We start from the raw sequence: 24,748 nt of genomic DNA, 5'->3' as shown, positions 1-24,748 counted from the left end.
CTCGTGACCGACCAGACCGCACTCCAGTACACCGCTGACCACGAGTGGCTCCTCGTCGAGGGCGACACCGTCACCGTCGGCATCACCGACCACGCCGCCGAGCAGCTCGGTGACGTCGTCTACGTCGAGCTCCCCGCCGTGGGCACCGCGACGACCGCCGGCGAGCAGATCGGCGAGATCGAGTCGACCAAGAGCGTCGGTGAGTTGTTCGCCCCGATCGAGGGCGAGGTCGTCGCCGTGAACGACGCCGTCGTCGACGCGCCGGACACCGTCAACCAGGACCCGTTCGGCGCCGGCTGGCTCGTGAAGATCAAGGTCGACGGCACCTCGTTCCCCGAGGACCTCATGGACCACGACGCGTACCGGGCGTCCATCGCATGACCGGCGACCTCCAGAACCTCCAGACGTCCTTCGCCGACCGGCACATCGGCACCACGCCGGCCGACCAGCAGACGATGCTCGACGCCGTCGGGCACCCGTCGCTCGACGCCCTCGTCCGTGCGGCGATCCCGGAGTCGATCCACGCCGACCCGGTGACGCACTCGTCCATCCCGGCAGCCGTCGGCGAGACCGAGGCGCTCGCCGAACTCCGCGCGAAGGCCGGGCGCAACACCGTCCGCCGCGCCATGATCGGCCTCGGCTACCACGGCACCCACACGCCGGCGGTGATCCAGCGGAACGTGCTCGAGAACCCCAGTTGGTACACGGCCTACACGCCGTACCAGCCCGAGATCTCCCAGGGCCGGCTCGAAGCGCTCATCAACTTCCAGACGATGGTCTCCGACCTGACGGGCATGGCCACGGCCGGCGCCTCGATGCTCGACGAGGGCACGGCCGTGGTCGAGGGCATGCTCCTCGCCCGCCGCGCCTCCAAGGTCAAGGGCGACGCGTTCCTCGTCGACACCGACCTCCTCCCGCAGACCCGTGCGCTGCTCGACCACCGGGCCGAGGCCGTCGGGATCACGCTGCGCGAGTTCGAGGCCGCTGCCGGACCGAGCGACGAGCAGCTCGACGGCGCCTTCGGCGTCATCCTGCAGTACCCGGGTGCCTCCGGCCGGATCGTGGACCCGTCCAGCACCATCGAGCGCGTCCACGCCGGCGGTGGCATCGCGGTCGTCGCGGCGGACCTCCTCGCGATGACGCTCCTCGCCAGCCCGGGTGACCTCGGCGCCGACGTCGCCGTCGGCACGAGCCAGCGCTTCGGCGTCCCGCTCGGCTTCGGCGGCCCGCACGCCGGGTACCTCGCCGTGCGGGCGGGGCTCGAGCGGCAGCTGCCCGGTCGCCTGGTCGGGGTGTCCTTCGACGCCGACGGCGCGATGGCCTACCGCCTCAGCCTGCAGACCCGCGAACAGCACATCCGCCGCGAGAAGGCGACGAGCAACATCTGCACCGCGCAGGTCCTGCTCGCCGTGATGGCCTCGATGTACGCCGTCTACCACGGGCCCGAGGGGCTGCGCTTCATCGCGGACCGGGTCGCCCGGACGACGTCGGCGCTCGCCGCGGTCGCCCGTGACGCCGGCCTCCAGGTGGTGCACGACGCGTTCTTCGACACGCTCACCCTGCGGGCCACCGGTCGCGCCGGGGCCCTCGTCGCAGCAGCGCAGGACGCCGACTTCCTGCTGCACCAGGTGGACGAGGACGTGTTCCAGCTCTCGGTCGACGAGACCACCACGCCCGATGACGTCGCCCGCCTGGCGGGCGTGTTCGGGGCGGTGGACGTGACCGTCCCGGCGACGGAGGTCGCCGTGCGTGACGCCGCCACGGGCCTCCCGTCCGCCCTCGAGCGCCGGAGCGAGTACCTGGCGCACCCGGTGTTCAGCGCGCACCGCAGCGAGACCCGCATGATGCGGTACCTCAAGCACCTCGCCGACAAGGACTACGCGCTCGACCGCGGCATGATCCCGCTCGGCAGCTGCACGATGAAGCTCAACGCGGCGACCGAGATGGCGGCCGTGACGTGGCCGGAGTTCGCGAACGTGCACCCGTTCGCGCCGCGCGAGGACGTCGAGGGCTACCTCGACATGATCGGCGACCTCGAGACCTGGCTGGCCGAGGTCACCGGGTACGACACCGTCTCGCTGCAGCCGAACGCCGGCAGCCAGGGTGAGCTCGCCGGGCTCCTCGCGATCCGCGGCTACCACCGGTCCCGCGGCGACGAGTCCCGGACGGTCTGCCTCATCCCGTCGAGCGCGCACGGCACGAACGCGGCGTCCGCCGTCCTCGCGGGCATGAAGGTCGTCGTCGTGGCCTGCGACGAGAACGGCAACGTCGACCTCGACGACCTCCGTGCGAAGACGGCGCAGCACGGCGAGCAGCTCGCCGCACTGATGATCACGTACCCGTCCACGCACGGTGTCTACGAGCACGACATCCGCGAGGTCTGCGACGCCGTGCACGACTCCGGCGGCCAGGTCTACGTCGACGGGGCGAACCTCAACGCCCTGCTCGGCCACGCCCGGTTCGGTGACTTCGGCGGCGACGTGTCGCACCTCAACCTGCACAAGACGTTCTGCATCCCGCACGGTGGCGGCGGACCCGGCGTCGGGCCGGTGGCCGCGAAGTCGCACCTCGCGCCGTTCCTGCCCGGACACCCGTTCGCGCAGCAGGCCGACCGGCGCACGGGCGCGACGAGTGCCGATGCCGACGACCGCCTGGCGCACGCCGGCGGCCCCGTCAGCGCGGCACCGTACGGCAGCCCGAGCATCCTGCCGATCACCTGGACCTACGTCCGGATGATGGGGCTCGAGGGGCTCACCCGTGCGACCGAGGCCGCCGTCCTCGGGGCGAACTACATCGCCGCACGCCTGCGCGACGCGTTCCCGGTGCTCTACACGGGCGAGGACGGCCTCGTCGCGCACGAGTGCATCCTCGACCTCCGTCCGCTGCGTGACACGACCGGCATCACCGTGGACGACGTCGCGAAGCGCCTGGTCGACTACGGCTTCCACGCGCCGACGATGTCGTTCCCCGTCGCGGGCACGCTCATGGTCGAACCGACCGAGAGCGAGGACCTCGCCGAGCTCGACCGGTTCGTCGACGCGATGCTCGCCATCCGGGCAGAGGCGTCGGCGGTCGAACGGGGCGAGTGGCCGGCGGACGACAACCCGCTCGTGCACGCCCCGCACACGGCGGCGTCGGTGATCTCGGGGGAGTGGGCGCACGCCTACACCCGCGAGCAGGCCGTCTACCCGCTGCCGGGGATCAGTGCGCGGAAGTACTGGCCGCCGGTCCGCCGCATCGACCAGGCGTACGGCGACCGCAACCTGGTCTGCGCCTGCCCACCGGTGGAGGCGTTCGCGTAGCGACCCGCGTCCTCGACGCACCAGCAGGACGACGGGAGGCCCGTGGCGGATCCGCCACGGGCCTCCCGTTCGTCCGTCCCGGCTACGCGACCGGCGTGACGGGCAGGTGCTGCGCCCACCACGCGAGGACGTGCTCGAACCGCTGCACCCGGTGCCAGGGGCGACCGGACCGCGAGAGCTCGTGGCCCTCACCCGGGAACACCAGGAACGAGGCGTCGACGCCCGCGCGCTTGAGCGCCACGAACTGGCGGTGGCCCTGCTCGATCGGGCAGCGCCAGTCCTCTTCCGAGTGCGCGACCATGAACGGGATCGTGACCTGGTGCGCGTACGACAGCGGGCTGCGTCGGCGCTGCTCCTCCGGGTCCGCGCCGACGTAGGCGTCCGCGAAGAACCAACCGATGTCGGAGCTGCCGGCGAACGAGTCCCACGCGTTCACGGCGCGCTCGCTCCAGGCGGCGACGAAGCGCTCGCCGTGGTGCGCCGCGACCCAGCTCGTCATGAAGCCGCCGTACGAGCCGCCCATGATGCCGACGCGGCTCGCGTCGAGGTCGGGCCGCTCGAGTGCCGCGTCGAGCAGGGCGAGCACGTCGTCCACGTCGACGGTCCCCATCGCGCCGATCACCGCGCGGCCGTGCTCGAGGCCGTAGCCGCCGGAACCGCGCGGGTTGCCGATGACGACCGCGTAGCCGGCGCTGGCGTAGACCTGCGCCTCGTCGAAGAACGCCCAGGTGTCCTGGCCGAACGGGCCGCCGTGCACCACCCGGAGCACGGGGTGCGGGCCGTCGCCCTCGGGTAGGACCACCCAGCCGTGCACGGGGGTGCCGTCGGGGGAGGTGCCGGTGAGCTCCTCGATGCGGCGGACGCCAGGGGCCGCAGCGTCGGTGCGGAGCGGGGCGGCGTAGTCGGTGAGGACGGTGGCGTCGGTTCCTTCGGTTCCGACGGTTCCTTCGCCTCCGTCGGTGAGGTCGACCACGTGGACCTCGCCGGGGGACGCCGGCGTGCCGGCGGTCGCGACGAGCACGTCCCCGTCGACGTCGAAGCCCGACACGACCACGTGGCCACCGAGCACCGTCGGGAGCTCGTCGAGCTGCAGCGGTGCGTTGGTGCCGGTCGGGACCCGGCGGATCCCGACGGTGCCGCGGTCGAGGACGGCGATCAGGACGTCGTCGCCGTGCACCACCGGCGTCCCCGTGACGTCGACGGTCTCGCGTGCGGTCAGGCGGACCGGGTCGCTGCCGTGCGCCGCGGCCCAGAGGCCCTCGGGCTCGCCGACCAGGCGGCCGTCGAGGTGGGACGCGCCGGTGTAGTAGACGGTGCCGTCCGGGGTCGCCGTGGTGGAGCTGACCGAGCCCTCGGTGCGGATGGCGAGGGCGATCGTCCCGTCGGTCGCATCGACGCGGTAGAGGTCGTCGTCGTGCGTCTCTCGGGCTCCGAGGTCGCGCGGTGCGACGACGAGCAGCGCGCTGCCGTCCGGGTACCAGGCCGGCGCGGAGACGGAGCAGGGGGCACTCGTCAGCGCGGAGTCGACGAGCGGGGCGTCGCGGTCGGTGACGTCCACCACCACCAGCTGCTGCGGCTTGTCGAGCAGGTACCCGGTGCCGTTGACGTGGAAGTCCAGTCGGGTGATGAGGCGCGGGGCCTCGGCGTTCGGTGCCGGTCGGCGGTCGCTGCCCGACACGGCCGAGCCGTAGCGGCCCGGCTCGGGGAAGCGTGCCGTGACGGCGATGCGCGTGGAGTCGGGGGACCAGACGGGCGTCCCGGCGCCGAGGGGCAGCGCGGTGACGACACGGGCCTCGCCGCCGTCGACCGGCGCGACGGCGACCTGGGGGCGGTCGTCCCCGTCGTTGCGGAGGAAGGCCAGCCACCGGCCGTCGGGGGAGAGCACGGGTGACGCGTCGTGGTCACCGGCGGACCAGCGGACGGCTCCGTCGGCGGTCACCCGCTCGATCGTGCTGCGGTAGGCGTCCTGCTCGAGGTCCGGGCGCGAGACGGCGACGAAGGCCGCTCCTCCGCTCCGTGGATCGCCGCTGACGGTGGGGGAGGACGGGACGTGGAGGTGGGGGATGTCGTTCGCGAGCACGTGTTCACGCTACGGCCAGACTCGGTCCGACGTCCCCGGAACCTGCCGCGAGACGTTCCCCGAGCGTTCATCGACTCCGGGGTGCATTGCAAGACTGTTCAGAATCCATTGCAACGTCAAGCGCACGCGTTGCGTATGGCACCGTAGTGGCGCAAATATTCACAGTCTCACGCAACGATCTGCCGCGCACGTTTCCGGTGTGTAACAACTTCTCCGGAGATTTTGAGGGCCCTCCGACACGCACCTATGGTTCTTGCGAACGCGCCGTGGAGGCATGCCTCCTGCACGTTCGATCACATTCCATCAGGAGGATCACAGAGTGAACATCACCAAGAAGCGGGGACGCCAGCTGCTCGGCGTCGTCGCCCTGGCCGGGGCGGCAGCAATCGCCCTCGCCGGCTGCACCACCTCTCCGAGTGCCAACGAGTCCGGTTCGGCGTCGAACAAGACCATCACCATCGCGCAGGTGAACGAGGTCACGTCGTTCAACTTCAACACCCCCCAGGGCAACCTGGACATGAACGGCATGCTCAACTACATGACGCAGCCGCAGTTCGTGACCCTGGGTTCGGACTACAAGATCACGCCGAACACCGACCTCGGCACGGTCAAGAAGCTCAGCGACGACCCGCTCAAGGTCAAGTACACGCTGAACAAGGACGCGAAGTGGTCCGACGGCAAGGCCATCACCTCTGACGACCTCCTCCTCGGCTGGGCGCAGGCCTCGGGGTACTACGACTCCGACACCCAGGACGCCGACGGCAAGGTGACGAGCGGTACCCAGTACTTCTCGCTCGCCGCCGCGTCGCCGTTCCAGACGGACTACCCGACCGACATCACCAAGTCGTCGATCACCCTCACGTACAAGAAGCCGTACGTCGACTGGAACCTCGTCAACCCGATCCAGTTCCCGGCGCACGTCGTCGCGGAAGAGGCGGGCACGACCACCGACGACCTGCTCAAGGCGCTCAAGGACACCCCGGCCGGTGACACCGCGAACCCGGCCCCGGCGAACTCGACGCTGAAGAAGGTCGCCGACTTCATCAACACGGGCTACGACAAGACCAGCCTGCCGAGCGACAAGAAGCTGCTCGTCTCGGGTGGCCCGCTGATGGTGTCCGCCTGGACCCCGAAGCAGTCGATGACCTTCGTGCCGAACCCGGAGTACACCGGCGACCACAAGGTGAACTTCGGCAAGCTCGTCGTCCGCTTCATCGGTGACGCCAACGCCCAGGTCACGGCCCTCCAGAACGGCGAGGTCGACGCGATCCAGCCGCAGGCGTCCGCCGACACCGTCAAGGCCCTCGACGCCGCCTCCGGCGTCAAGGTCATCGACGGCGCACAGGTCGCCTACGACCACCTCGACCTGAACTTCGGCTCGTCCGTGTTCAAGGACGAGAACGTCCGCAAGGCCTTCCTCCTCACGATCCCGCGTGAGCAGATCCTCAAGTCGATCGTCACCCCGATCCAGAAGGACGCCAAGGTCCTCGACTCGCAGCTCTACCTGCCGGGCCAGGACGGCTACGACGAGGCCGTGAAGTCGAACGACTCCGACGAGTACTCGAAGGTCGACATCGACCAGGCGAAGAAGCTCCTGAACGGTGCCACCCCGACCGTCAAGATCCTCTACAACACCGAGAACCCGAACCGCGTGGACACGTTCCAGGCGATCCAGTCCTCGGCTGCCAAGGCCGGCATCAAGGTCGTCGACGGCGGCTCGCCCGACTGGTCCTCGCTCCTCGCGGGCGGCGACTACGACGCGTCGATCTTCGGTTGGGTCAACCCGGGTGCCGGCAACGCCGCGATCCCGCAGCTCTTCCAGACCAACAACGAGGGCAACTACAACAAGTTCGCCAACGAAGAGGCCTCGAAGCTCGCTGTCGAGACGCAGACGACGCTGGACGAGTCGAAGCTCGACGAGATGAAGCAGCAGATCGACAAGATCGCCTTCGACCAGGCCTACGGCCTGCCGCTGTTCCAGAGCCCGGGGCTGTTCGCCACGAGCTCGCAGCTGAAGGGTGTCAAGTACTTCGGCGGCCAGACGGGCATCGTCTGGAACGTCTGGGACTGGACCAAGTGATCCTGACCGGTCGCTGATCAGCACCACACACGAGGGGGCGCCGGACTCGACGAGTCCGGCGCCCTCCCGTGAGCCGGGACCCTGCCCGGCCCCCACCCTCCGCCGGAGACCCCGGCACCCACCGCCGCACGCAGTCGACGAAGACCGCGTGGCGGGACCCAGTACTCTTGCTGCTCGGGCCGCCCGATCGGACGACCAGCAGTACGATCCACCACACCGGAGAGGCACCCATCGCCCATGGTGAGTTTCATCGCGAGACGGATCCTCGTCTCGGTCCTCATCCTCATCGCTGCATCGTTCATCATGTACAACCTGGCGGCGATCGCGGGAAACCCCCTGCAGGACCTCCAGAGCAGCAACTCGCCGAACCGTGACCAGCTCATCGCTGCACGGACCGCGGCGCAGCACCTCGACGTCATCCCGCCGCTCCGCTGGGGCATCTGGATCACGGGCGTCGGCAAGTGCGTCATCGGTCAGTGCGACCTCGGCACCACGTTCAACAACCAGCCGGTCGCCGAGCTCCTGCCGCAGGCCGTCGGTTCGACGATCCAGCTGGTGACGTTCTCGTTCATCCTGGCGATCATCTTCGGTATCGGCCTCGGCGTCGTCACCGCCCTCCGCGTCTACTCGGGCTTCGACTACTCGATCACGCTGGTCAGCTTCTTCCTGTACTCGCTGCCGTCCTTCCTGATGGCCGTGCTGCTGAAGTCGTTCATCGCGCTCGACTACAACAACTTCCTCGTCGACCCGAAGATCCCACCGGTCAACCTCGTGGTCATCGCGATCGTGGTCGGTCTGGTCATCCAGCTCGTCGTCGGCGGCATCCTGAAGCGTCGGCTCGTCGTCGGTGCGATCAGCGCCGTCGTGACCGCCGGCATGCTCCTGCTCATGCAGGCGACCGGGTGGTTCACCGACCCGTCGCTCGGCCCGGTCTTCGTGATCCTGTTCAGCGCCGGCATCGGCCTGGCGATGGTCGCGCTGCTCGCCGGGACGAAGAACCGTCGGGCATGGCTCGTCGCGGGCATCAACGTGCTCGTCGCGATCATCTGCTACTTCGCGCTGCAGGGCCTGCTCAACGTGTCGTCCGGAGCGACGATCTTCATCCTCGCGGTGGTCACCGTCCTGGTCGGGCTGGCGTCCGGCTGGTTCGTCGGCGGCCACGACCGCGGCCTGATGATGCGCATCGGTGCGCTGACCGCCTTCCTGAGCGCCGGCGTCATCCTGCTCGACCGCTTCATGCGCTCGTGGATCGACTACACGCAGAACTACGTGTCCCGTCCGATCGCGACCGTCGGATCGCAGACGCCCGGGCTCACCGGTGACTTCTGGATCAACGGGATCGACACGTACACGCACCTGCTGCTCCCGACGATCTCGCTCCTGCTCATCAGCTTCGCGAGCTACACGCGGTACTCCCGCTCGGGCATGCTCGAGGTCCTCGACCAGGACTACGTCCGCACCGCCCGCGCGAAGGGCCTGCCGGAGCGCACCGTCATCGTGCGCCACGCGCTCCGCAACATGCTGATCCCGATCGCGACCCTCGTGGCGACGGACATCGGCGCGCTGCTCGGTGGCGCGATCATCACCGAGCGCGTCTTCGCGATCTCCGGCATGGGCAGCCTGTTCAACAGCGGGTTGTCGATCACCGACGTGAACCCGGTGATGGGGTACTTCCTCGTCATCGCGATCACCGCGATCGCGTTCAACTTCCTCGCCGACCTCGCCTACTCGGCCCTCGACCCGCGGGTGCGTGTCCGATGACCGCGACGACCGGACCGACGACCCTGCACCCCCAGGAGGGAACCCGATGAGCACCATCCAGGGCGGCGCACCGCTCGAACCCAACATCGGCGACGGCACGGGCGTCGGGAACACCCCGGACTCCCACGAGAAGCAGCTCGGCGAGAGCCAGGGACGGATCATCCTCCGTCGCTTCCTCGCCAACCGCCTCGCGGTCATCGCCCTGATCGTGTACGTCCTCGTGCTGCTCTTCGCCGTGTCCGCGGTCGGCCTCGGTCCGATCCCGGGCTGGTGGCACTACTCGTACAAGGCGCTCGAGGACCTGCAGAACGGTGGCGCTCCGACGTCGGACCACCCGTTCGGTCAGGACCGCATCGGCAAGGACTACTTCGCCCTGACGATGCGCGGCATCCAGAACTCGGTGCTCGTCATGATCGTGATCGGCGTCTTCGCGACGATCATCGGCGTCGTGGTCGGCGCCATCGCGGGCTACTTCCGCGGCACGGTCGACGCCGTGCTCATGCGCATCACCGACATCTTCATCGTCATCCCGGCGATCGTCATCGGCGCCGTGGTCGGCAAGACGGCCAACGGTCTCGGTGCGTGGGGCCTGGCGCTCCTGCTCGGCCTGGTGTCCTGGATGGTCATCGCCCGTCTGGTGCGTGCCGAGTTCCTGTCGCTCCGCGAACGCGAGTTCGTCGAGGCGGCCCGGGTCGCCGGTGCCTCGGACGGCCGGATCATCTTCCGGCACATCCTGCCGAACGCGATCGGCGTGATCATCGTCTCCGCGACCCTGCTCATCGCCTCCGCGATCCTGCTCGAGACGGCCCTGAGCTACCTCGGCTACGGCATCAAGGCGCCGGACTCGTCGCTCGGCCTGCTCATCAGCCAGAACCAGTCGGCGTTCCAGACGCGTCCGTACCTGTTCTGGTGGCCGGCATCGTTCATCGTGCTGCTCGCGCTCTGCGTGAACTTCATCGGTGACGGCCTGCGCGACGCGTTCGACCCGCGCTCGAAGCGGTTCAGCCTCCGCAAGACGCGTGAGCCGGAGAACACGTCCGGCTCGGAGATGATCAGCGCGTGACGTCCCCCCGGGTCCTAGCGAGCCGCGATGGCGAACCAGCCACCGACGGCCGTCGCCGCGAGCAGCACGATCGACGCCCAGTGCAGCGTGACCGGCACGCGCACGGTGTCCGCCGTGCCGAGCTCGATGGCGCCGCGCTCGCGCAGGTCGTCCCAGCGGTGGCGGATCAGGTACGCCGCGTCGCCGGACGCCGTGGACAGCAGGTCGCCCGCGCGGCGGTTGCCGTCCCCGGCGTCGGGCACGACGTTGCCGTGACGCTGGTTCTGCCGGCGGGCCAGCGCGACGCCGGCCCGGCCGGGGGCCGGGGCCGCCCAGACGGCGACCTTGCGGTTCGGCGTGACGAGCGTCAGGGCGAAGCGCGTGTCGACGTGCACGAGCGCCGCCCAGGGCACCCGCACGGTGTGGAAGACGTTGACGACCTCGATGCCGTCGTCGCCGACCGTCAGTCGCGGACGCCAGAGCGCCACCCAGCCGAGCAGGACGCCGAAGGCCGTCGGCACGATGGCGAGGGCGCGGTCCTGCCAGGTCGTGTCGTTCAGCACCGTCGTGACGAAGAGCAGGGCGACGATCAGCCACAGGGCGATCGCGAGTCCGCGGTTGAACTGGGACACGAACACATCGCGCGTCGTCGGGGTGGCAGGCATGCCTCCATCGTCGCAGGTCGGAGCCGTCGCTCCGGACGCCTGCAGCCCCGGCGTCAGCGTTCCACCATCACCACCCACGCGGTCGCCACGAGCGGCCGGGAAAGGACCGGACGTCGTTGAGCACGCCCGCCTCCGCGGCCACCACCCCGGCCGCCACCAGCACCCCCGTCGTCAAGGTCTCCGAGCTCGACGTCGACTTCGCGGTCGACGACGTCTGGACCCCCGCCGTCAAGAAGCTCTCCTACGAGATCCGCTCCGGTGAGGTCCTCGCGCTCGTGGGCGAGTCCGGTTCCGGCAAGTCCGTGAGCTCGATGTCGATCCTCGGCCTGCTGCCGCGGAACGCCCGCGTGAACGGGTCGATCGAGTTCAACGGCACCGAGCTCCTCGGCCTCCGCTCGGCCCAGCTGCGCGAGTACCGCGGCAAGGAGATCGCGGTGATCTTCCAGGAGCCGATGACGGCCCTCAACCCGGTCTTCACCGTCGGGTCGCAGATCGTCGAGACGCTCCGCATCCACTACGGCATCTCGCCGAGCGAGGCGAAGACCCGCGCCATCGAGCTCCTCACCCTGGTGGAGATGCCGGACCCGCAGAAGGCGTTCGACTCGTACCCGCACCAGCTCTCGGGCGGCCAGCGGCAGCGCGCCATGATCGCGCAGTCGATCTCCTGTGACCCGAAGCTCCTCATCGCCGACGAGCCCACGACCGCCCTCGACGTGACCGTGCAGGCCGAGATCCTCGACCTCATCCGCGACCTCGCCGGCAAGCTCGGCAGCGCGGTCCTGCTCATCACCCACGACATGGGCGTGGTCGCGGACCTCGCCGACCGCATCGTGGTCATGAAGCAGGGCGTGGCCGTCGAGACCGGCAGCGTGCGAGACGTCTTCGCCGCCCCGCAGCACGAGTACACGCAGACCCTGCTCGACGCCGTGCCCCGGCTCGGCCAGGCGGGTGACGTCGTGATCGACCTCACCGAGACGCTCGAGTCCGTCGTCGAGCAGGAGCACCAGGACACGTCCGTGCAGGTGGGGGAGACCCTGCTGCACACCGATGTCGTCCAGACGCTCGGCCCGGCGGTGCTCGAGTTCAAGGACGTCGTCATCGAGTACCCGGGTCGCGGGCGCGTCAAGGCCTTCCGGGCCATCGACGGCGTCGACCTGACGGTGCACGAGGGCGAGGTCGTCGGCCTGGTGGGCGAGTCCGGCTCCGGCAAGTCGACCCTCGGCCGCGCGGCGATCGGCCTCCTGCCGATCACGTCGGGTGGCCTGGAGGTCACGGGCGTCGACCTCTCGAAGCCGACCCGGTCGCTCGTCCGCCAGGTGCACCAGAACGCGGGCATCGTGTTCCAGGACCCGTCGTCGTCGCTCAACCCGCGCATGACGATCGGCCAGTCCATCGGTGAGCCGCTGCTGCTCGGCAAGGGCATGAAGGGCCGCGAGCTCGAGCGCGAGGTCGAGAACCTGCTCGAGGCGGTCCGTCTCCCCACCGCGTACTCGACCCGCTTCCCGCACGAGCTCTCCGGTGGGCAGAAGCAGCGCATCGGCATCGCCCGCGCGCTCGCCCTGCGCCCGAAGCTGCTCATCGCGGACGAGCCGACGTCGGCCCTCGACGTGTCGGTGCAGGCCACCGTCCTCGAGCTGCTCAAGGACCTGCAGCGCGAGTTCGCCTTCGCCTGCCTGTTCGTGACGCACGACCTCGCGGTCATCGACGTCCTCGCCGACCGGATCGCGGTGCTCCACCACGGCCACCTCGCCGAGGTCGGCACCCGCGACCAGATCCTCCGCGACCCGCAGGACCCGTACACGCAGCGACTCATCGCCGCGGTGCCCCTGCCGGACCCGGACGTCCAGCGCGAGCGTCGCGAGCTGCGCCGGCAGATCCTCGCCGCCGGCTCGGACGAGTAGCCGCCGCGGACCCCGAACGACATCCCCGACGTCCCAGGACGTCGGGGATGTCGTTGCTCGTGCGCGCGTTCTTTCCCAGAACGGGTGCGGTGGGAAGCGGAAACGGGCGTACCGGGTCGGAAGGAACGGCCAGGTACGCCCGGAGCCGCCAGGTACGCCCGGATCCGTCAGGTACGCGGGGCGCGGCAGCGGCCTGGAGGCGCGGTGCGGGTCCGCCGCGCGCGTTCCTTCCCAGAACGGATGCGGTGGGAAGCGGAAACGGGCGTACCGGGTCGGAAGGAACGGCCAGGTACGCCCGAAACGGTCAGGTACGCCCGGATCCGTCAGGTACGCGGACGCTGCGGCAGCGGTCTGGAGGCGCTGTGCGGGTCCGCCGAGTGTGTTCTTTCCCAGAGCGGGTGCGGTGGGAAGCGGAAACGGGCGTACCGGGTCGGAAGGAACGGCCAGGTACGCCCGAAACCGCCAGGCACGCGGACGCAGCGGCAGCGGCCTGGAGGCACGGCGCCGGTCCGCCCTGCCCGCTGCGGTCAGAGCTGCGCAGCCGCGATGGTCGCGGCGACGCCGAGCACGATCATCGCGACGACGGTCCAGCCGTGCACGCGGTGGGTGATCGGCGCAGCCGTCACCGTCGCCGGGGGTGGGCCGTCCTGCGGCGGCGGGGCGGGCACGAAGGCCCGCATGCGCTCGGCCGCAGCGTCGACGTCGAGGCGATCCGCGCCTCCCGGCTGCCCCTCGACCACGGCGCTGAGCCGTGCCGACCTGCGGGTCGCGAGCCAGGTGCGGCGGACGCCTTCGCTCGAGACGACCTCGATGCCGTACTTGGTGCGGACCTCGGTGACCCGGCGCCAGGCGTAGGTGCTCGTGCGTCGGACGTCGACGATGCGCAGGTGCTCCGGGGTGAGCTCGTAGCGCGGGCGCCACAGCACGGCCCAGGCGACGAACGCGACGAAGATGCTCGGGACGGGTGCGAGCCAGGGACTCCCACCGCCGACCAGCGCGAGCGGGACGAGGGCGACGGACGCGACCCAGAGGACGACGGCGAGCGTGCGCATGCCGGGGGCGAGGATCGTGGTCACGCCGACGAGCGTACGAGACGCGGTGACGAGATGCCTCCCCGGAGACGTCCGGGGAGCGGGTGTGACACACCGGCGCGTATCTCCGGACGACCCGATTCTCCGGGGAGGCAGATCCTGCGTGGACCTCTCGTCCCAGCAATGTTCCTCGGCCCCCAGTTCGGGTGTCAATACCCCACGGGAATTGTTTTCGGAAATCGACACGCTGATCCTGCGGGAATTGAATGCACGTGCATCGAGGGTGCGCTCACGCGACGAGGAGCTCGATCTGCGCCCGGATCGTCTCGGCCTTCGGGAACCGGAGACCGACCAGTCCGACGTGTCGCCAGCGGATCACCCCGTCGGGGCCGATGACGAACACGGACCGGCGGAGGCCGATGCCCGGGGCCTGCACGCCGTAGGCGCGGATGACCTCACCGGAGGTGTCGCTGAGCAGCGGGAAGGTGAGCGAGGAGCCGCGGGCGAAGTCCTCGTGGGAGTCGAGCGCCTGCGGGCTGACACCCCACACGACGGCGCCGAGGTCGCCGAAGTCGTCGAGCTCCTCCTGGTAGCTGCAGAGCTGCGCCGTGCAGACGGGCGAGGCGTCGCCCGGGTAGAAGGCGAGCACGAGGGTCCGGCCGATCTCGGCGGACAGCGAGTACTCGTCGTCGATGCGGGTCCCGTCCCGGACGATCATGCCGGGCAGGGAGAAGCCCGGCGCCGGATCGCCGATCTCGGGGATGCTCATGTGCTCACGGTAGGGCCGAGCGATCGGTGCGTCGCCGCGCCGCGCTGTGGGTTCGCTGTGGGTCCGGTCAGCGGAAGAGCTGCGGGAACGCGTGGGCGACCCACGGGTACCCGACGAACACGACGGCGTCGAGCAGGCAGTGCGTGATGACGAGGGGGAGCAGGCGTCCCCGCTTCGTGTAGATCCAGCCGAAGACGACCCCCATCACGGCGTTGCCGACGAACGCGCCGAAGCCCTGGTACAGGTGGTAGCTGCCGCGCAGGACGGCGGTCGACAGGATGACCTGCCACCGCCCCCACCCGAGGCCCCCGAGTCGTTCGTACAGGTACCCGACGACGATCACCTCCTCCTGCAGCCCGGAGCGGATCGCCGAGAGCATCAGGACGGGGATCGTCCACCAGTACGAGTCCAGCGCCGCCGGATTGACGTTCACGGTGATGCCGAGCGCCCGGCCGACGAAGTACAGCGCCAGGCCGGGGACCCCGATGCACAGGGCGATCAGCGCCGCGCCGCCGAGGTCGGGTCGCACGCGGAACCGGTCGATGCCCAGCCGTGCGAGGTGCGGGCGTGTGGTGCTCCAGAGCAGGTAGCACACGAGCGCGACCGGAGCCAGGTCCACGGCGATGCCGACCAGCTGTCGCGCGAAGTCGACGTACTGCACGGTCGTCGTCGACGTGTTGAGGGCCGTCGACTGGTCCCCGAGGGCGGTCGTCTGGGACAGGTCGTCGATGATCTGGAGCACCGAGTAGAGGGCACTGCCGCCCAACGAGAGCATGAGGACGATCGTGATCTCGGTCCACGTTCGCCGTCGGCTCATCGGCTGTACTCCTGTCGGTTGCGAACTACCGGTAGACTGGCGTGTCGGGCGTTCTGCCCGCGGGCGTGGCGCCGATGCTGCCGGCCCGACTCTTCCCAAGAAATTGAAGGATGTCCTGTATGGCGCTCGCCACCCGGTCCGACCTGCGCAACGTCGCCATCGTGGCACACGTCGACCACGGCAAGACCACGCTCGTCGACGCGATGCTCACGCAGACCAACTCGTTCGACGCCCACTTCGAGGGCGAAGACCGGATGATGGACTCGAACGACCTCGAGCGCGAGAAGGGCATCACCATCCTCGCGAAGAACACGTCGGTGCTCTACAACGGCAAGCACGCGACGGAGTTCGGCTCGGACGGCCCGATCACGATCAACGTGATCGACACCCCGGGTCACGCCGACTTCGGTGGTGAGGTCGAGCGCGGCCTCTCCATGGTCGACGGTGTCGTGCTGCTCGTCGACGCGTCCGAGGGCCCGCTGCCCCAGACCCGCTTCGTGCTCCGCAAGGCGCTCGCGGCGAAGCTCCCGGTGATCCTGCTCGTCAACAAGACGGACCGCCCCGACTCCCGCATCGACGAGGTCGTCTCCGAGTCGCAGGACCTGCTCCTCGGGCTCGCCTCCGACCTGTCGGACGAGGTCGACGACCTCGACCTCGACGCCATCCTCGACGTCCCCGTGGTGTACGCCTCGGGTCGTGCGGGTGCCGCCAGCCGCAACAAGCCGGCCGACGGCTCGCTGCCGGACAACGACGACCTCGAGCCGCTGTTCGAGGCGATCCTGCAGCACGTCCCCGCCCCGAAGTACGACGACGAGCACCCCCTGCAGGCGCACGTCACGAACCTCGACGCGTCGCCGTTCCTCGGTCGCCTCGCGCTGCTCCGCATCTTCCACGGCACCATGAAGAAGGGCCAGACGGTCGCGTGGGTCAAGCACGACGGCACCGTCGCGAACGCCCGCATCACCGAGCTCCTCGTCACCAAGGCGCTCGAGCGCTACCCGGCCGAGTCGGCGGGCCCCGGTGACATCGTCGCCGTCGCCGGCTTCGACACGATCACCATCGGTGAGACCCTGACCGACCCCGAGGACGTCCGTCCGCTGCCGACCATCACGGTCGACGACCCGGCGATCTCGATGACGATCGGCACGAACACCAGCCCGCTCGTGGGCAAGGTCAAGGGTCACAAGCTCACGGCGCGCATGGTCAAGGACCGCCTCGACCGCGAGCTCATCGGCAACGTCTCGCTCAAGGTCCTCGACATCGGTCGCCCGGACGCGTGGGAGGTCCAGGGCCGCGGCGAGCTCGCGCTGGCCATCCTCGTCGAGCAGATGCGTCGCGAGGGCTTCGAGCTCACCGTCGGCAAGCCGCAGGTCGTCACCAAGCGTGACGAGAACGGCAAGCTCCAGGAGCCGTACGAGCACATGACGATCGACACGCCGGAGGAGCACCTCGGCGCGATCACGCAGCTCATGGCCGCGCGCAAGGGTCGCATGGAGAACATGACGAACCACGGCACCGGCTGGATCCGCATGGAGTTCATCGTGCCGTCGCGTGGCCTGATCGGCTTCCGCACCGCGTTCCTCACCGAGACCCGCGGCACCGGCATCGCCAACGCGATCTCGCACGGCTACGCCGAGTGGGCCGGCCCGATCCAGACCCGCATCAACGGCTCGATCGTCTCCGACCGTTCCGGTGTCGTCACGCCGTTCGCCATCACGAACCTCCAGGAGCGGATGACGTTCTTCGTCAACCCCACCGAGGAGGTCTACGAGGGCATGGTCATCGGCGAGAACTCGCGCGCCGACGACATGGACGTCAACATCACGAAGGAGAAGAAGCTCACGAACATGCGTTCGGCGAACGCCGACTCCTTCGAGTCGATGACGCCGTCGCGCCAGCTCTCGCTCGAGGAGTGCCTCGAGTTCGCTCGTGAGGACGAGTGCGTCGAGGTCACCCCCGACGCCGTGCGCATCCGGAAGGTGGAGCTCGACGCGCAGGCTCGCCAGCGCGCCTACGCCCGCCTGAAGCGCCAGGACGCGTGAGCGGAAGCGACGCACGCTGACCACCGAGAGGAGGTCGGGGGCTACGGTGGTTGCCGTGACTCTCGACCTCCTCTCGCTGTACCAGGACCTCCACGCACACCCCGAGCTCGGCTTCCAGGAGTACCGCACGGCGGGCATCGTCGCCGCGAAGCTCGAGGAGATCGGCGGGATCGAGGTGACCACGGGCGTCGGCCAGACCGGCGTCGTGGGCGTGCTGTCGAACGGCGAGGGCCCCGTGGTGTGGCTCCGCGCCGACATGGACGGCCTGCCGGTGCAGGAGCGGACCGGACTGTCCTACGCGAGCGAACACCGCGGCACCGACGAAGAGGGCAACGACGTCCCGACGATGCACGCCTGCGGCCACGACATCCACGTGACGTGGCTGCTCGGCACCCTCGAGCGCCTCGCCGCCACCACCGCCGACTGGCACGGCACGGTCGTCGCCGTGTTCCAGCCCGCTGAAGAGGTCATCTCCGGCGCCCGGTCGATGGTCGAGGACGGTCTCGTCGACCGGTTCCCGAAGCCCGACGTCGTCCTCGGGCAGCACTCCGCGCCGGCGCCGGTCGGCATCGTCGCGGTGGGCAGCGGCCCGGTCATGGCCTCGAGCGACCGCCTCACGGTGACGTTGAACGGCCGGGGCGCGCACGGCTCGGCCCCGCAGGCGTCCCTCGACCCGATCGTCACGGCCGCGTCCGCCGTGGTCCGCCTGCAGACGGTGGTCTCGCGCGAGGTCTCGCCGAGCGACGCCGGCGTCGTCACCGTGGGCAGCTTCCACTCCGGCACCCGCGCGAACATCATCCCGGACCAGGCCGTCATCGAAATCTCGACGCGTGCCCGCAACGAGGAGACCCGCGCCCGGATCATCGCCTCGATCGAGCGGATCGTCCGTGCCGAGAGCGAGGCGGGCGGGCTGCCCGAGCCGACCGTCGTGCGCTCGCCCGGCGCCGAGGTCACGGTGAACGACCCCGAGCAGGCGCAGGTCGTGCTCGACGCGATCCGTGCCGAGGTGCCCGGTGCCCGTGACCTCGAGATCGGGCTCGCGATGGCCTCCGAGGACGTCGGACAGCTCGCGACGGCCAGCGGCGCACCCCTCGTCTACTGGTTCACGGGCATCACCGACCCGGAGCTCTTCCGCCGCGGCGAGGACATCCCGAGCAACCACTCACCGTTCTACGCGCCGCAGGCCGAGACGGCGATCCCGGTGGGTGTCGACGCCCTCGTGGCGGCGACGCGCGCGTACGTCGCCTGACGCGGGCGGTTCCGCACAGGCCGATTTGGAGGCGCGGCGCGACCCCGTCACGCACGTGACGTTCCCAGGGGACTCACGCCGTGCCTCCCGGCTGGCCCTTTAAGGTGCTGCGCATGCGCACCCCCACACGCACCCTCATCGCCGCCGTCGCCGCCGGCATCGCCCTCGCCGGCCTGGCGGGCTGCTCGTCCGACGCCGTCAAGCAGGCGACGGACCTCGGGTCCTCGGTGGCGTCGAGCGTCGCCGACGGGGTCAAGGGGATCGACGGCAAGGCGATCCAGGACGGCATGGCCTCGGTCGCCGGCGGGATCGACGGTGCGCTCGACACGGCGCTCAAGGGCACCGACGTCACCTCCGACGGCAAGGTGCCGGACGGCTTCCCGACGAAGGACGTCCCGCTCGTCGACGGCACCGTCCTCGGGGGCGGCGCGGGGCCGAACGGTTCCGGCTGGGTCGCCCAGGTGCGAGCGTCGTCGGTGGACGACTTCGCCACCGCCGACCAGCAGCTGACCGACGCCGGGTTCACCGAGTCGGCGAAGCGTGTGGACTCCTCGAGCGCGTTCGGGATGTTCCGCAGCGACGCGTACCGGGTCGTCCTGACCTTCTCGGACGGCGCGGACGGCGTGACCGCGACGTACATCGTGACGCCCCGCTAGTCGCCCAGCCCGTACGCTGGGACCCGATGTCGAAGGTCGCTGCCACCCGCCCCGAACGCGTGCTGTTCGTGCACGCCCACCCCGACGACGAGACGCTCTCGTCGGGCGGGACGATCGCCACGCTGCTCGAACTGGGCGCCGAGGTCACCGTGCTCACCGCGACGCGGGGTGAACGCGGCGAGATGCTCACGCCGCAGCTCGCGCCGTTGTTCGGTGACGGCCCCCGGGTCGCCGCGCACCGCGAGACCGAGATCGCCGGCGCGCTGGCCGCCCTCGGGGGACCGGCGCACCTGTGGCTCGGCGGTCCGGGCGCCCGCCCGACCGACCTGCCGGAGCGGCGGTACACCGACTCCGGGATGCAGTGGGGGCCGGACGGCCGTGCGATCGCAGCCGACGACGCCCCGGCCGATTCACTGACGGCGGCGGACCTCGGCGAGGTCGTCGACGACATCCGGGCCGCGATCCGGTCCACCGCGGCCGACGCCGTGGTCAGCTACGCCGACGACGGCGGGTACGGCCATCCGGACCACGTCCGCGTGCACCACGCCGCCCGGTACGCCGCCACGGCCGAGGAACTGCCCTTCTCGATGATCGTCGACCCGACGACGACGGAGGCCGACGTCACGGTGGACGTCCTGCCCGTCCGAGCGAAGCTCCGTGCCGCCGTCGAGCAGTACCGCTCGCAGGTGACCGTCGACCCGGTGGACCCCGCCGACCCGACCGCGCTGTCGTGGGTGATGCCGCACGGCGTCCGTCACCACGCCCCCGCGGTGGAGGCGTTCCGGCACGCCGACGCCCCCGCGGCACCCGCGCCGCAGACCTACGCCGAGATGTCCGGTCAGGGGAGGGTGACCGCGGTCGTGGTCGCCCTCGTGCTCGGACTCGTGGCCGGTGGCCTCGGCACGGTCACCCACCAGCAGACCCTCGGCGCGTTCCCGATCGGCATGGTCCTCACCTCGCTGATCGTGATCGGCCTGACCGTCGGCATCCGGCTCGTCTACCGGTCGCGGGCGATGGTCGCGGCGGTCGGGCTCGGGATCATCCTGGCGACCCAGGTGCTCGTGTCCGTCGGCGGGCAGAGCTCGCCGCTCGTGCTCGCGAACACCGCGGGGTACGTGTGGACGTTCGGGCCGGCGGTGGTCGCTGCCCTCGTGCTGGCGTGGCCGGACCTGTCCGGGCTGCGGTCCGGTACGCGCGCGAGTGCCGGTACCGAAGCCGGCACCGGCTCGCGGTCAGGGGATCCCGCACGCCGCGAGTAGACTCGACAACGCTCAGTCCGAAGGGAGCACCCCAGCCGTGACGTACGTGATCGCCCAGCCCTGTGTCGACGTCAAGGACCGCGCCTGCATCGACGAATGCCCGGTCGACTGCATCTACGAGGGCGACCGGTCGCTGTACATCCACCCCGACGAGTGCGTCGACTGCGGTGCGTGCGAGCCGGTCTGCCCGGTCGAGGCGATCTACTACGAGGACGACCTCCCCGACGAGTGGGCCGACTACTACAAGGCCAACGTCGAGTTCTTCGAGGAGGTCGGCTCGCCCGGCGGTGCCGCGAAGGTCGGTGTGATCCACAAGGACCACCCGGTCGTCATGGCAGAACCGCCCCGCGGCTGAACCGGAGCACGCACGTGGCGCTCGACCTCCCCGACTTCCCCTGGGACCAGCTGGTCCCGTTCAAGCAGCAGGCCGCAGCCTACGAGGGCGGCATCGTCGACCTCAGCGTCGGCTCGCCCGTCGACCCGACGCCCGCGGTCGTCCGGACGGCGCTGGCCGAGGCGACCGACGCGCACGCCTACCCGCAGGTGGCCGGAACGCCCGCCCTGCGCGAGGCGATCGCCGCCTGGTACGGCCGCCGCCAGGGTGTGACGCTGGCGCCCGACCAGGTGCTGCCGACGATCGGCTCGAAGGAGTTCATCGCCGGACTTGCGCTCTGGCTCGGCATCGGGCGCGGTGACACCGTGGTCTTCCCCGCGGCCGCCTACCCGACCTACGAGCTCGGTGCGGCGCTGGTCGGCGCGACCGCCCTGGCGTCCGACGACCCCGCGGCGTGGCCGGACTCGACGAAGCTCGTCTGGCTCAACTCGCCGGGCAACCCCGACGGCCGCGTGCTCTCGATCGAGGACCTCCGGGTCGCCGTGGCCCGCGCCCGGGAGCTCGGCGCCGTGATCGTCGGCGACGAGTGCTACGCAGAACTCGGGTGGGTCGCGCCGTACGACACCACGCCGACCCCGACGATCCTGGACCCCCGCGTGGTGGGCGACTCGCTCGACGGCGTCCTGAGCGTGTACTCGCTGTCGAAGCAGTCGAACCTCGCCGGCTACCGTGCGGCCTTCGTCGCCGGTGACGGAGCGATCCTCGCCGACGTCCTCGCCGTCCGGAAGCACACCGGCATGATGCCGCCGCTCCCGGTGCAGGACGCCATGATCGTCGCGCTCGCCGACGAGACCCACGTGCAGCAGCAGAAGGCGCGCTACCGGGCTCGCCGGAACATGCTCCGACGGGCACTCGAGGGCGCCGGGTTCCGGATCGACCACAGCGAGGCCGGCCTGTACCTCTGGGCCACGCGCGGCGAACCCGCACTGGACACCGTGGCGTGGCTGGCCGAGCGCGGCATCCTGGTCGCCCCTGGCACCTTCTACGGCTCGGCGGGGGCGGAGCACGTGCGCGTGGCGCTCACGGCGACCGACGAGCGCATCGCCGCAGCCGCCCAACGCTTGGCGAGCGCCCAGCGTCTGGCGTCCGCGTGAGGCTTTCGCCCAGCGCGCAATCCGTGGTTCCCACCAAGTCCTGAGGCTCGATGTGTGCACGACCGACAGTGGGCGCGATTAGGCTGTCATCGTGACTGACACTGCCAATGACGCTCAGAAGACGGCCACACCGCCCACCACGCCCGTCCCCGTGAGTCCCGCCGCCGAGCAGACGACGGAGACCGCGACGCTGACGTACCCGGGCGGCACGGCGGAGTTCCCGATCCTGCCGAGCGTCGACGGTGCGTCCACCATCGACATCTCGACGTTCAAGAAGCAGACCGGGATGAACACGCTCGACTACGGGTTCGTGAACACCGGATCGACGAAGAGCGCCATCACCTACATCGACGGCGACCAGGGCATCCTGCGGTACCGCGGCTACCCGATCGACCAGGTCGCCTCGAACTGCACCTTCCTCGAGGTCGCCTGGCTCCTCATCTACGGCGAGCTGCCGACCGAGGCCGAGCTGGCCGACTTCGACGCCCGCATCCGTCGGCACACGCTGCTGCACGAGGACCTCCGTCGCCTGTTCGACGCCCTCCCGCACTCGGCGCACCCGATGTCCGTCCTCTCCAGCGCCGTCAGTGCCCTGTCGACGTACTACGAGGACGACATGGACGTCGACGATCCGGAGAAGGTCGAGCTGCAGACGGTCCGTCTGCTCGCCAAGCTCCCGGTCATCGCCGCGTACGCCCACAAGAAGGCCATCGGACAGGCCTTCCTGTACCCGGACAACTCGCTGTCGTTCGTCGACAACTTCCTGCGCCTGAACTTCGGCACCATGGCCGAGACCTACGTGCCGAACCCGGTGCTGTCCAAGGCGCTCGAGCGACTGCTGATCCTGCACGAGGACCACGAGCAGAACGCCTCCACGGCGACCGTCCGCCTGGTCGGGTCGACGAAGGCGAACATGTTCGCCTCGATCTCCGCGGGCATCAACGCCCTGTACGGCCCGCTGCACGGCGGTGCGAACGAGGCCGTCCTCGAGATGCTCCAGCAGATCAAGGACTCCGGCGAGCCCGTGCAGCGCTTCGTCGAGCGGGTGAAGAACAAGGAGCGCGGGGTGAAGCTCATGGGCTTCGGACACCGCGTCTACAAGAACTACGACCCGCGCGCCAAGCTCGTCAAGGAGTCCGCGCACGAGGTGCTCGAGGCGCTGGGCGTGCAGGACGACCTGCTCGACATCGCGATGGAGCTCGAGGGCATCGCACTCGAGGACGAGTACTTCGTCAGCCGCAAGCTCTACCCGAACGTCGACTTCTACACCGGCATCATCTACAAGGCGATGGGCTTCCCGCCGCGGATGTTCACGGTCCTGTTCGCCATCGGGCGGCTGCCCGGCTGGATCGCCCAGTGGCGCGAGCTGAACAACGATCCGTTGAACAAGATCGGCCGCCCGCAGCAGCTGTACGTCGGACACCCGGAGCGCGACCTCCCCGCGCGCTGACGCGCGGCGCGCTGCGCGCTTGGTGAGCAGAAGTGGTCGGGTCCCGAGACAGGACCCGACCACTGCTGCTCACGGTGTGCGGACTGGAGGCGCGGGGCGGCCTGGCGCCGTGCCTCCGGTCCGGCGCGTCACGCGTGGAGCGCGGTGTTGAGCTGGATGCCCTCGCCCGTGCGCTGGAGCGCCTCGACCGCGCCCGTGACCGAGTTGCGGCGGAAGAGGATGTTCGGGGTGCCGGAGAGCTCCGCGGCCTTGACGGTCTTCGGGGTGCCGTCCGGGTTCGGTGCCGCACCGACCAGGACGACCTTCGTACCGGCCGTCACGTAGAGACCGGCCTCGACCACGGAGTCGTCGCCGAGGGAGATGCCGAGCCCGGCGTTCGCCCCGAGGAGCGCACGTTCGCCGAGGGACACGCGATGGGTCCCGCCGCCGGACAGCGTGCCCATGATGGACGCGCCGCCGCCGATGTCGGTGCCGTTCCCGACGACGACGCCCTGCGAGACACGGCCCTCGATCATGGCGTCCCCGAGGGTGCCGGCGTTGAAGTTCACGAAGCCCTCGTGCATGACCGTCGTGCCCGGGGCGAGGTGCGCGCCGAGTCGGACCCGGTTCGCGTCGCCGATGCGGACGCGGTCCGGGACGACGTAGTCGACCAGGCGCGGGAACTTGTCGATGGCGTGCACGGCGATGCCCGAGCGCTGCAGGCCAGGACGCAGACGCGTGAGGGCGTCGGGGTGCACGGGGCCGGCGTTCGTCCACGCGACGATCGGCAGGTGCGCGAAGACGCCGTCGAGGTTGATCTCGTTCGGGCGCACGCGCAGGTGGCTGAGGAGGTGCAGGCGCAGGTACGCGTCCTCGGTGCTGGTCGGCGCCGCGTCGATGGTGACCTCGGTCGTGACGGCCTCGGTGCGGACGTCGCGGCGGGGGTCGTCCCCGACGTGCGCCTGCAGCTCGGCGGGGAAGGCCGCGTCGGTCGGCAGGGGGCCGAGGTGGGTCTCGGGGTACCAGGTGTCCAGCGTCGTGCCGTCGGCGGCGATCGTCGCGAGGCCGTGGCCCCAGGCGGTGGTCGGGCGGTCGGTGGCAGCGGTCGTGTCGGTCACGGGTCCAAGCGTACCGACGCGCGGTCCGCGGCCACCGTCCGGCCGGACGGCCTGTGGAG

General features: G+C 70.2%; 19 protein-coding genes. 13 read left to right on the top strand and 6 right to left on the bottom strand.

Annotation, left to right across the window (positions count from 1 at the left end; genetic code table 11):
• Positions 1-3 precede the first annotated feature (3 nt).
• Positions 4-381 (top strand): glycine cleavage system protein GcvH, encoded by a 378-nt coding sequence (gene gcvH, locus CRP27_RS10965; RefSeq protein WP_079238417.1) that lies wholly within the window; start codon positions 4-6, stop codon positions 379-381.
• Entirely contained in the window at positions 378-3,302 is a 2,925-nt protein-coding gene (gene gcvP / locus CRP27_RS10960; RefSeq protein ID WP_097180693.1) for an aminomethyl-transferring glycine dehydrogenase, read from the top strand. The genes gcvH and gcvP overlap by 4 nt, the downstream gene beginning before the upstream one ends.
• An 82-nt stretch (positions 3,303-3,384) precedes the next feature.
• On the opposite strand, the gene CRP27_RS10955 is transcribed toward gcvP, so the two are convergent.
• Positions 3,385-5,382, bottom strand: coding sequence for a S9 family peptidase (locus CRP27_RS10955; protein WP_097180692.1), 1,998 nt, complete (start codon positions 5,380-5,382; stop codon positions 3,385-3,387).
• 319 nt (positions 5,383-5,701) lie between these two features.
• On the opposite strand from CRP27_RS10955, the gene CRP27_RS10950 reads away from it, so the two are divergent.
• From CRP27_RS10950 to CRP27_RS10940, 3 genes are all read left to right on the top strand, one after another.
• Positions 5,702-7,462, top strand: coding sequence for an ABC transporter family substrate-binding protein (locus CRP27_RS10950; RefSeq protein WP_097180691.1), 1,761 nt, complete (start codon positions 5,702-5,704; stop codon positions 7,460-7,462).
• Between the two features lie 237 nt (positions 7,463-7,699).
• On the top strand, positions 7,700-9,223 hold the full coding sequence (locus CRP27_RS10945; RefSeq protein WP_097180690.1) for an ABC transporter permease: 1,524 nt from the start codon (positions 7,700-7,702) through the stop codon (positions 9,221-9,223).
• Between the two features lie 46 nt (positions 9,224-9,269).
• Positions 9,270-10,286, top strand: a complete 1,017-nt coding sequence (locus CRP27_RS10940) for an ABC transporter permease (protein WP_097180689.1) — start codon at positions 9,270-9,272, stop codon at positions 10,284-10,286.
• 14 nt (positions 10,287-10,300) lie between these two features.
• Here the strand turns inward: CRP27_RS10940 and CRP27_RS10935 are convergent, their stop codons facing one another.
• On the bottom strand, positions 10,301-10,930 hold the full coding sequence (locus tag CRP27_RS10935) for a PH domain-containing protein (RefSeq protein WP_097180688.1): 630 nt from the start codon (positions 10,928-10,930) through the stop codon (positions 10,301-10,303).
• 116 nt (positions 10,931-11,046) lie between these two features.
• Between CRP27_RS10935 and CRP27_RS10930 the strand changes: the two genes are divergently transcribed.
• Positions 11,047-12,831: an ABC transporter ATP-binding protein gene (locus CRP27_RS10930; RefSeq protein ID WP_097180687.1), complete on the top strand. Its 1,785-nt coding sequence runs from the start codon at positions 11,047-11,049 to the stop codon at positions 12,829-12,831.
• 527 nt (positions 12,832-13,358) lie between these two features.
• Here the strand turns inward: CRP27_RS10930 and CRP27_RS10925 are convergent.
• From CRP27_RS10925 to CRP27_RS10915, 3 genes are all read right to left on the bottom strand, one after another.
• Positions 13,359-13,907 (bottom strand): hypothetical protein, encoded by a 549-nt coding sequence (locus CRP27_RS10925; protein ID WP_097180686.1) that lies wholly within the window; start codon positions 13,905-13,907, stop codon positions 13,359-13,361.
• Between the two features lie 244 nt (positions 13,908-14,151).
• A complete protein-coding gene (locus CRP27_RS10920) occupies positions 14,152-14,631 on the bottom strand; it encodes a peroxiredoxin (RefSeq protein ID WP_097180685.1) in 480 nt (159 codons plus the stop codon).
• Between the two features lie 67 nt (positions 14,632-14,698).
• Positions 14,699-15,448 carry a CPBP family intramembrane glutamic endopeptidase gene (locus CRP27_RS10915; protein WP_097180684.1) on the bottom strand — a complete coding sequence of 250 codons (750 nt, stop codon included), beginning with the start codon at positions 15,446-15,448 and terminating at the stop codon, positions 14,699-14,701.
• A gap of 119 nt (positions 15,449-15,567) precedes the next feature.
• On the opposite strand from CRP27_RS10915, the gene typA reads away from it, so the two are divergent.
• The 7 genes from typA (at position 15,568) to CRP27_RS10880 (ending at position 23,592) form a co-directional block, all read left to right on the top strand.
• Entirely contained in the window at positions 15,568-17,490 is a 1,923-nt protein-coding gene (gene typA, locus CRP27_RS10910) for a translational GTPase TypA (RefSeq protein WP_097180683.1), read from the top strand.
• A gap of 55 nt (positions 17,491-17,545) precedes the next feature.
• Positions 17,546-18,739, top strand: a complete 1,194-nt coding sequence (locus tag CRP27_RS10905; protein WP_217990729.1) for an amidohydrolase — start codon at positions 17,546-17,548, stop codon at positions 18,737-18,739.
• A 113-nt stretch (positions 18,740-18,852) separates the two neighbouring features.
• Positions 18,853-19,395, top strand: coding sequence for a hypothetical protein (locus CRP27_RS10900; protein WP_097180681.1), 543 nt, complete (start codon positions 18,853-18,855; stop codon positions 19,393-19,395).
• A 26-nt stretch (positions 19,396-19,421) separates the two neighbouring features.
• Positions 19,422-20,654 carry a PIG-L family deacetylase gene (locus CRP27_RS10895; protein ID WP_097180680.1) on the top strand — a complete coding sequence of 411 codons (1,233 nt, stop codon included), beginning with the start codon at positions 19,422-19,424 and terminating at the stop codon, positions 20,652-20,654.
• Positions 20,655-20,691: 37 nt separating this feature from the next.
• The gene (gene fdxA, locus CRP27_RS10890; protein ID WP_058728223.1) at positions 20,692-21,009 is read left to right on the top strand and encodes a ferredoxin; all 318 of its coding nucleotides are present in this window, start codon (positions 20,692-20,694) and stop codon (positions 21,007-21,009) included.
• Positions 21,010-21,023: 14 nt separating this feature from the next.
• Positions 21,024-22,142 (top strand): succinyldiaminopimelate transaminase, encoded by a 1,119-nt coding sequence (dapC, locus tag CRP27_RS10885; RefSeq protein WP_097180679.1) that lies wholly within the window; start codon positions 21,024-21,026, stop codon positions 22,140-22,142.
• Between the two features lie 151 nt (positions 22,143-22,293).
• Entirely contained in the window at positions 22,294-23,592 is a 1,299-nt protein-coding gene (locus CRP27_RS10880) for a citrate synthase (RefSeq protein WP_097180678.1), read from the top strand.
• Positions 23,593-23,720: 128 nt separating this feature from the next.
• Here the strand turns inward: CRP27_RS10880 and dapD are convergent, their stop codons facing one another.
• On the bottom strand, positions 23,721-24,689 hold the full coding sequence (gene dapD / locus CRP27_RS10875; RefSeq protein ID WP_097180677.1) for a 2,3,4,5-tetrahydropyridine-2,6-dicarboxylate N-succinyltransferase: 969 nt from the start codon (positions 24,687-24,689) through the stop codon (positions 23,721-23,723).
• Between the last annotated feature and the right edge of the window lie 59 nt (positions 24,690-24,748).

This window comes from Curtobacterium sp. 314Chir4.1 (genome assembly GCF_900215175.1).
Classification (GTDB): Bacteria; Actinomycetota; Actinomycetes; order Actinomycetales; family Microbacteriaceae; genus Curtobacterium; species Curtobacterium pusillum_A.
This window is presented reverse-complemented; position numbering and strand designations above follow the sequence as displayed.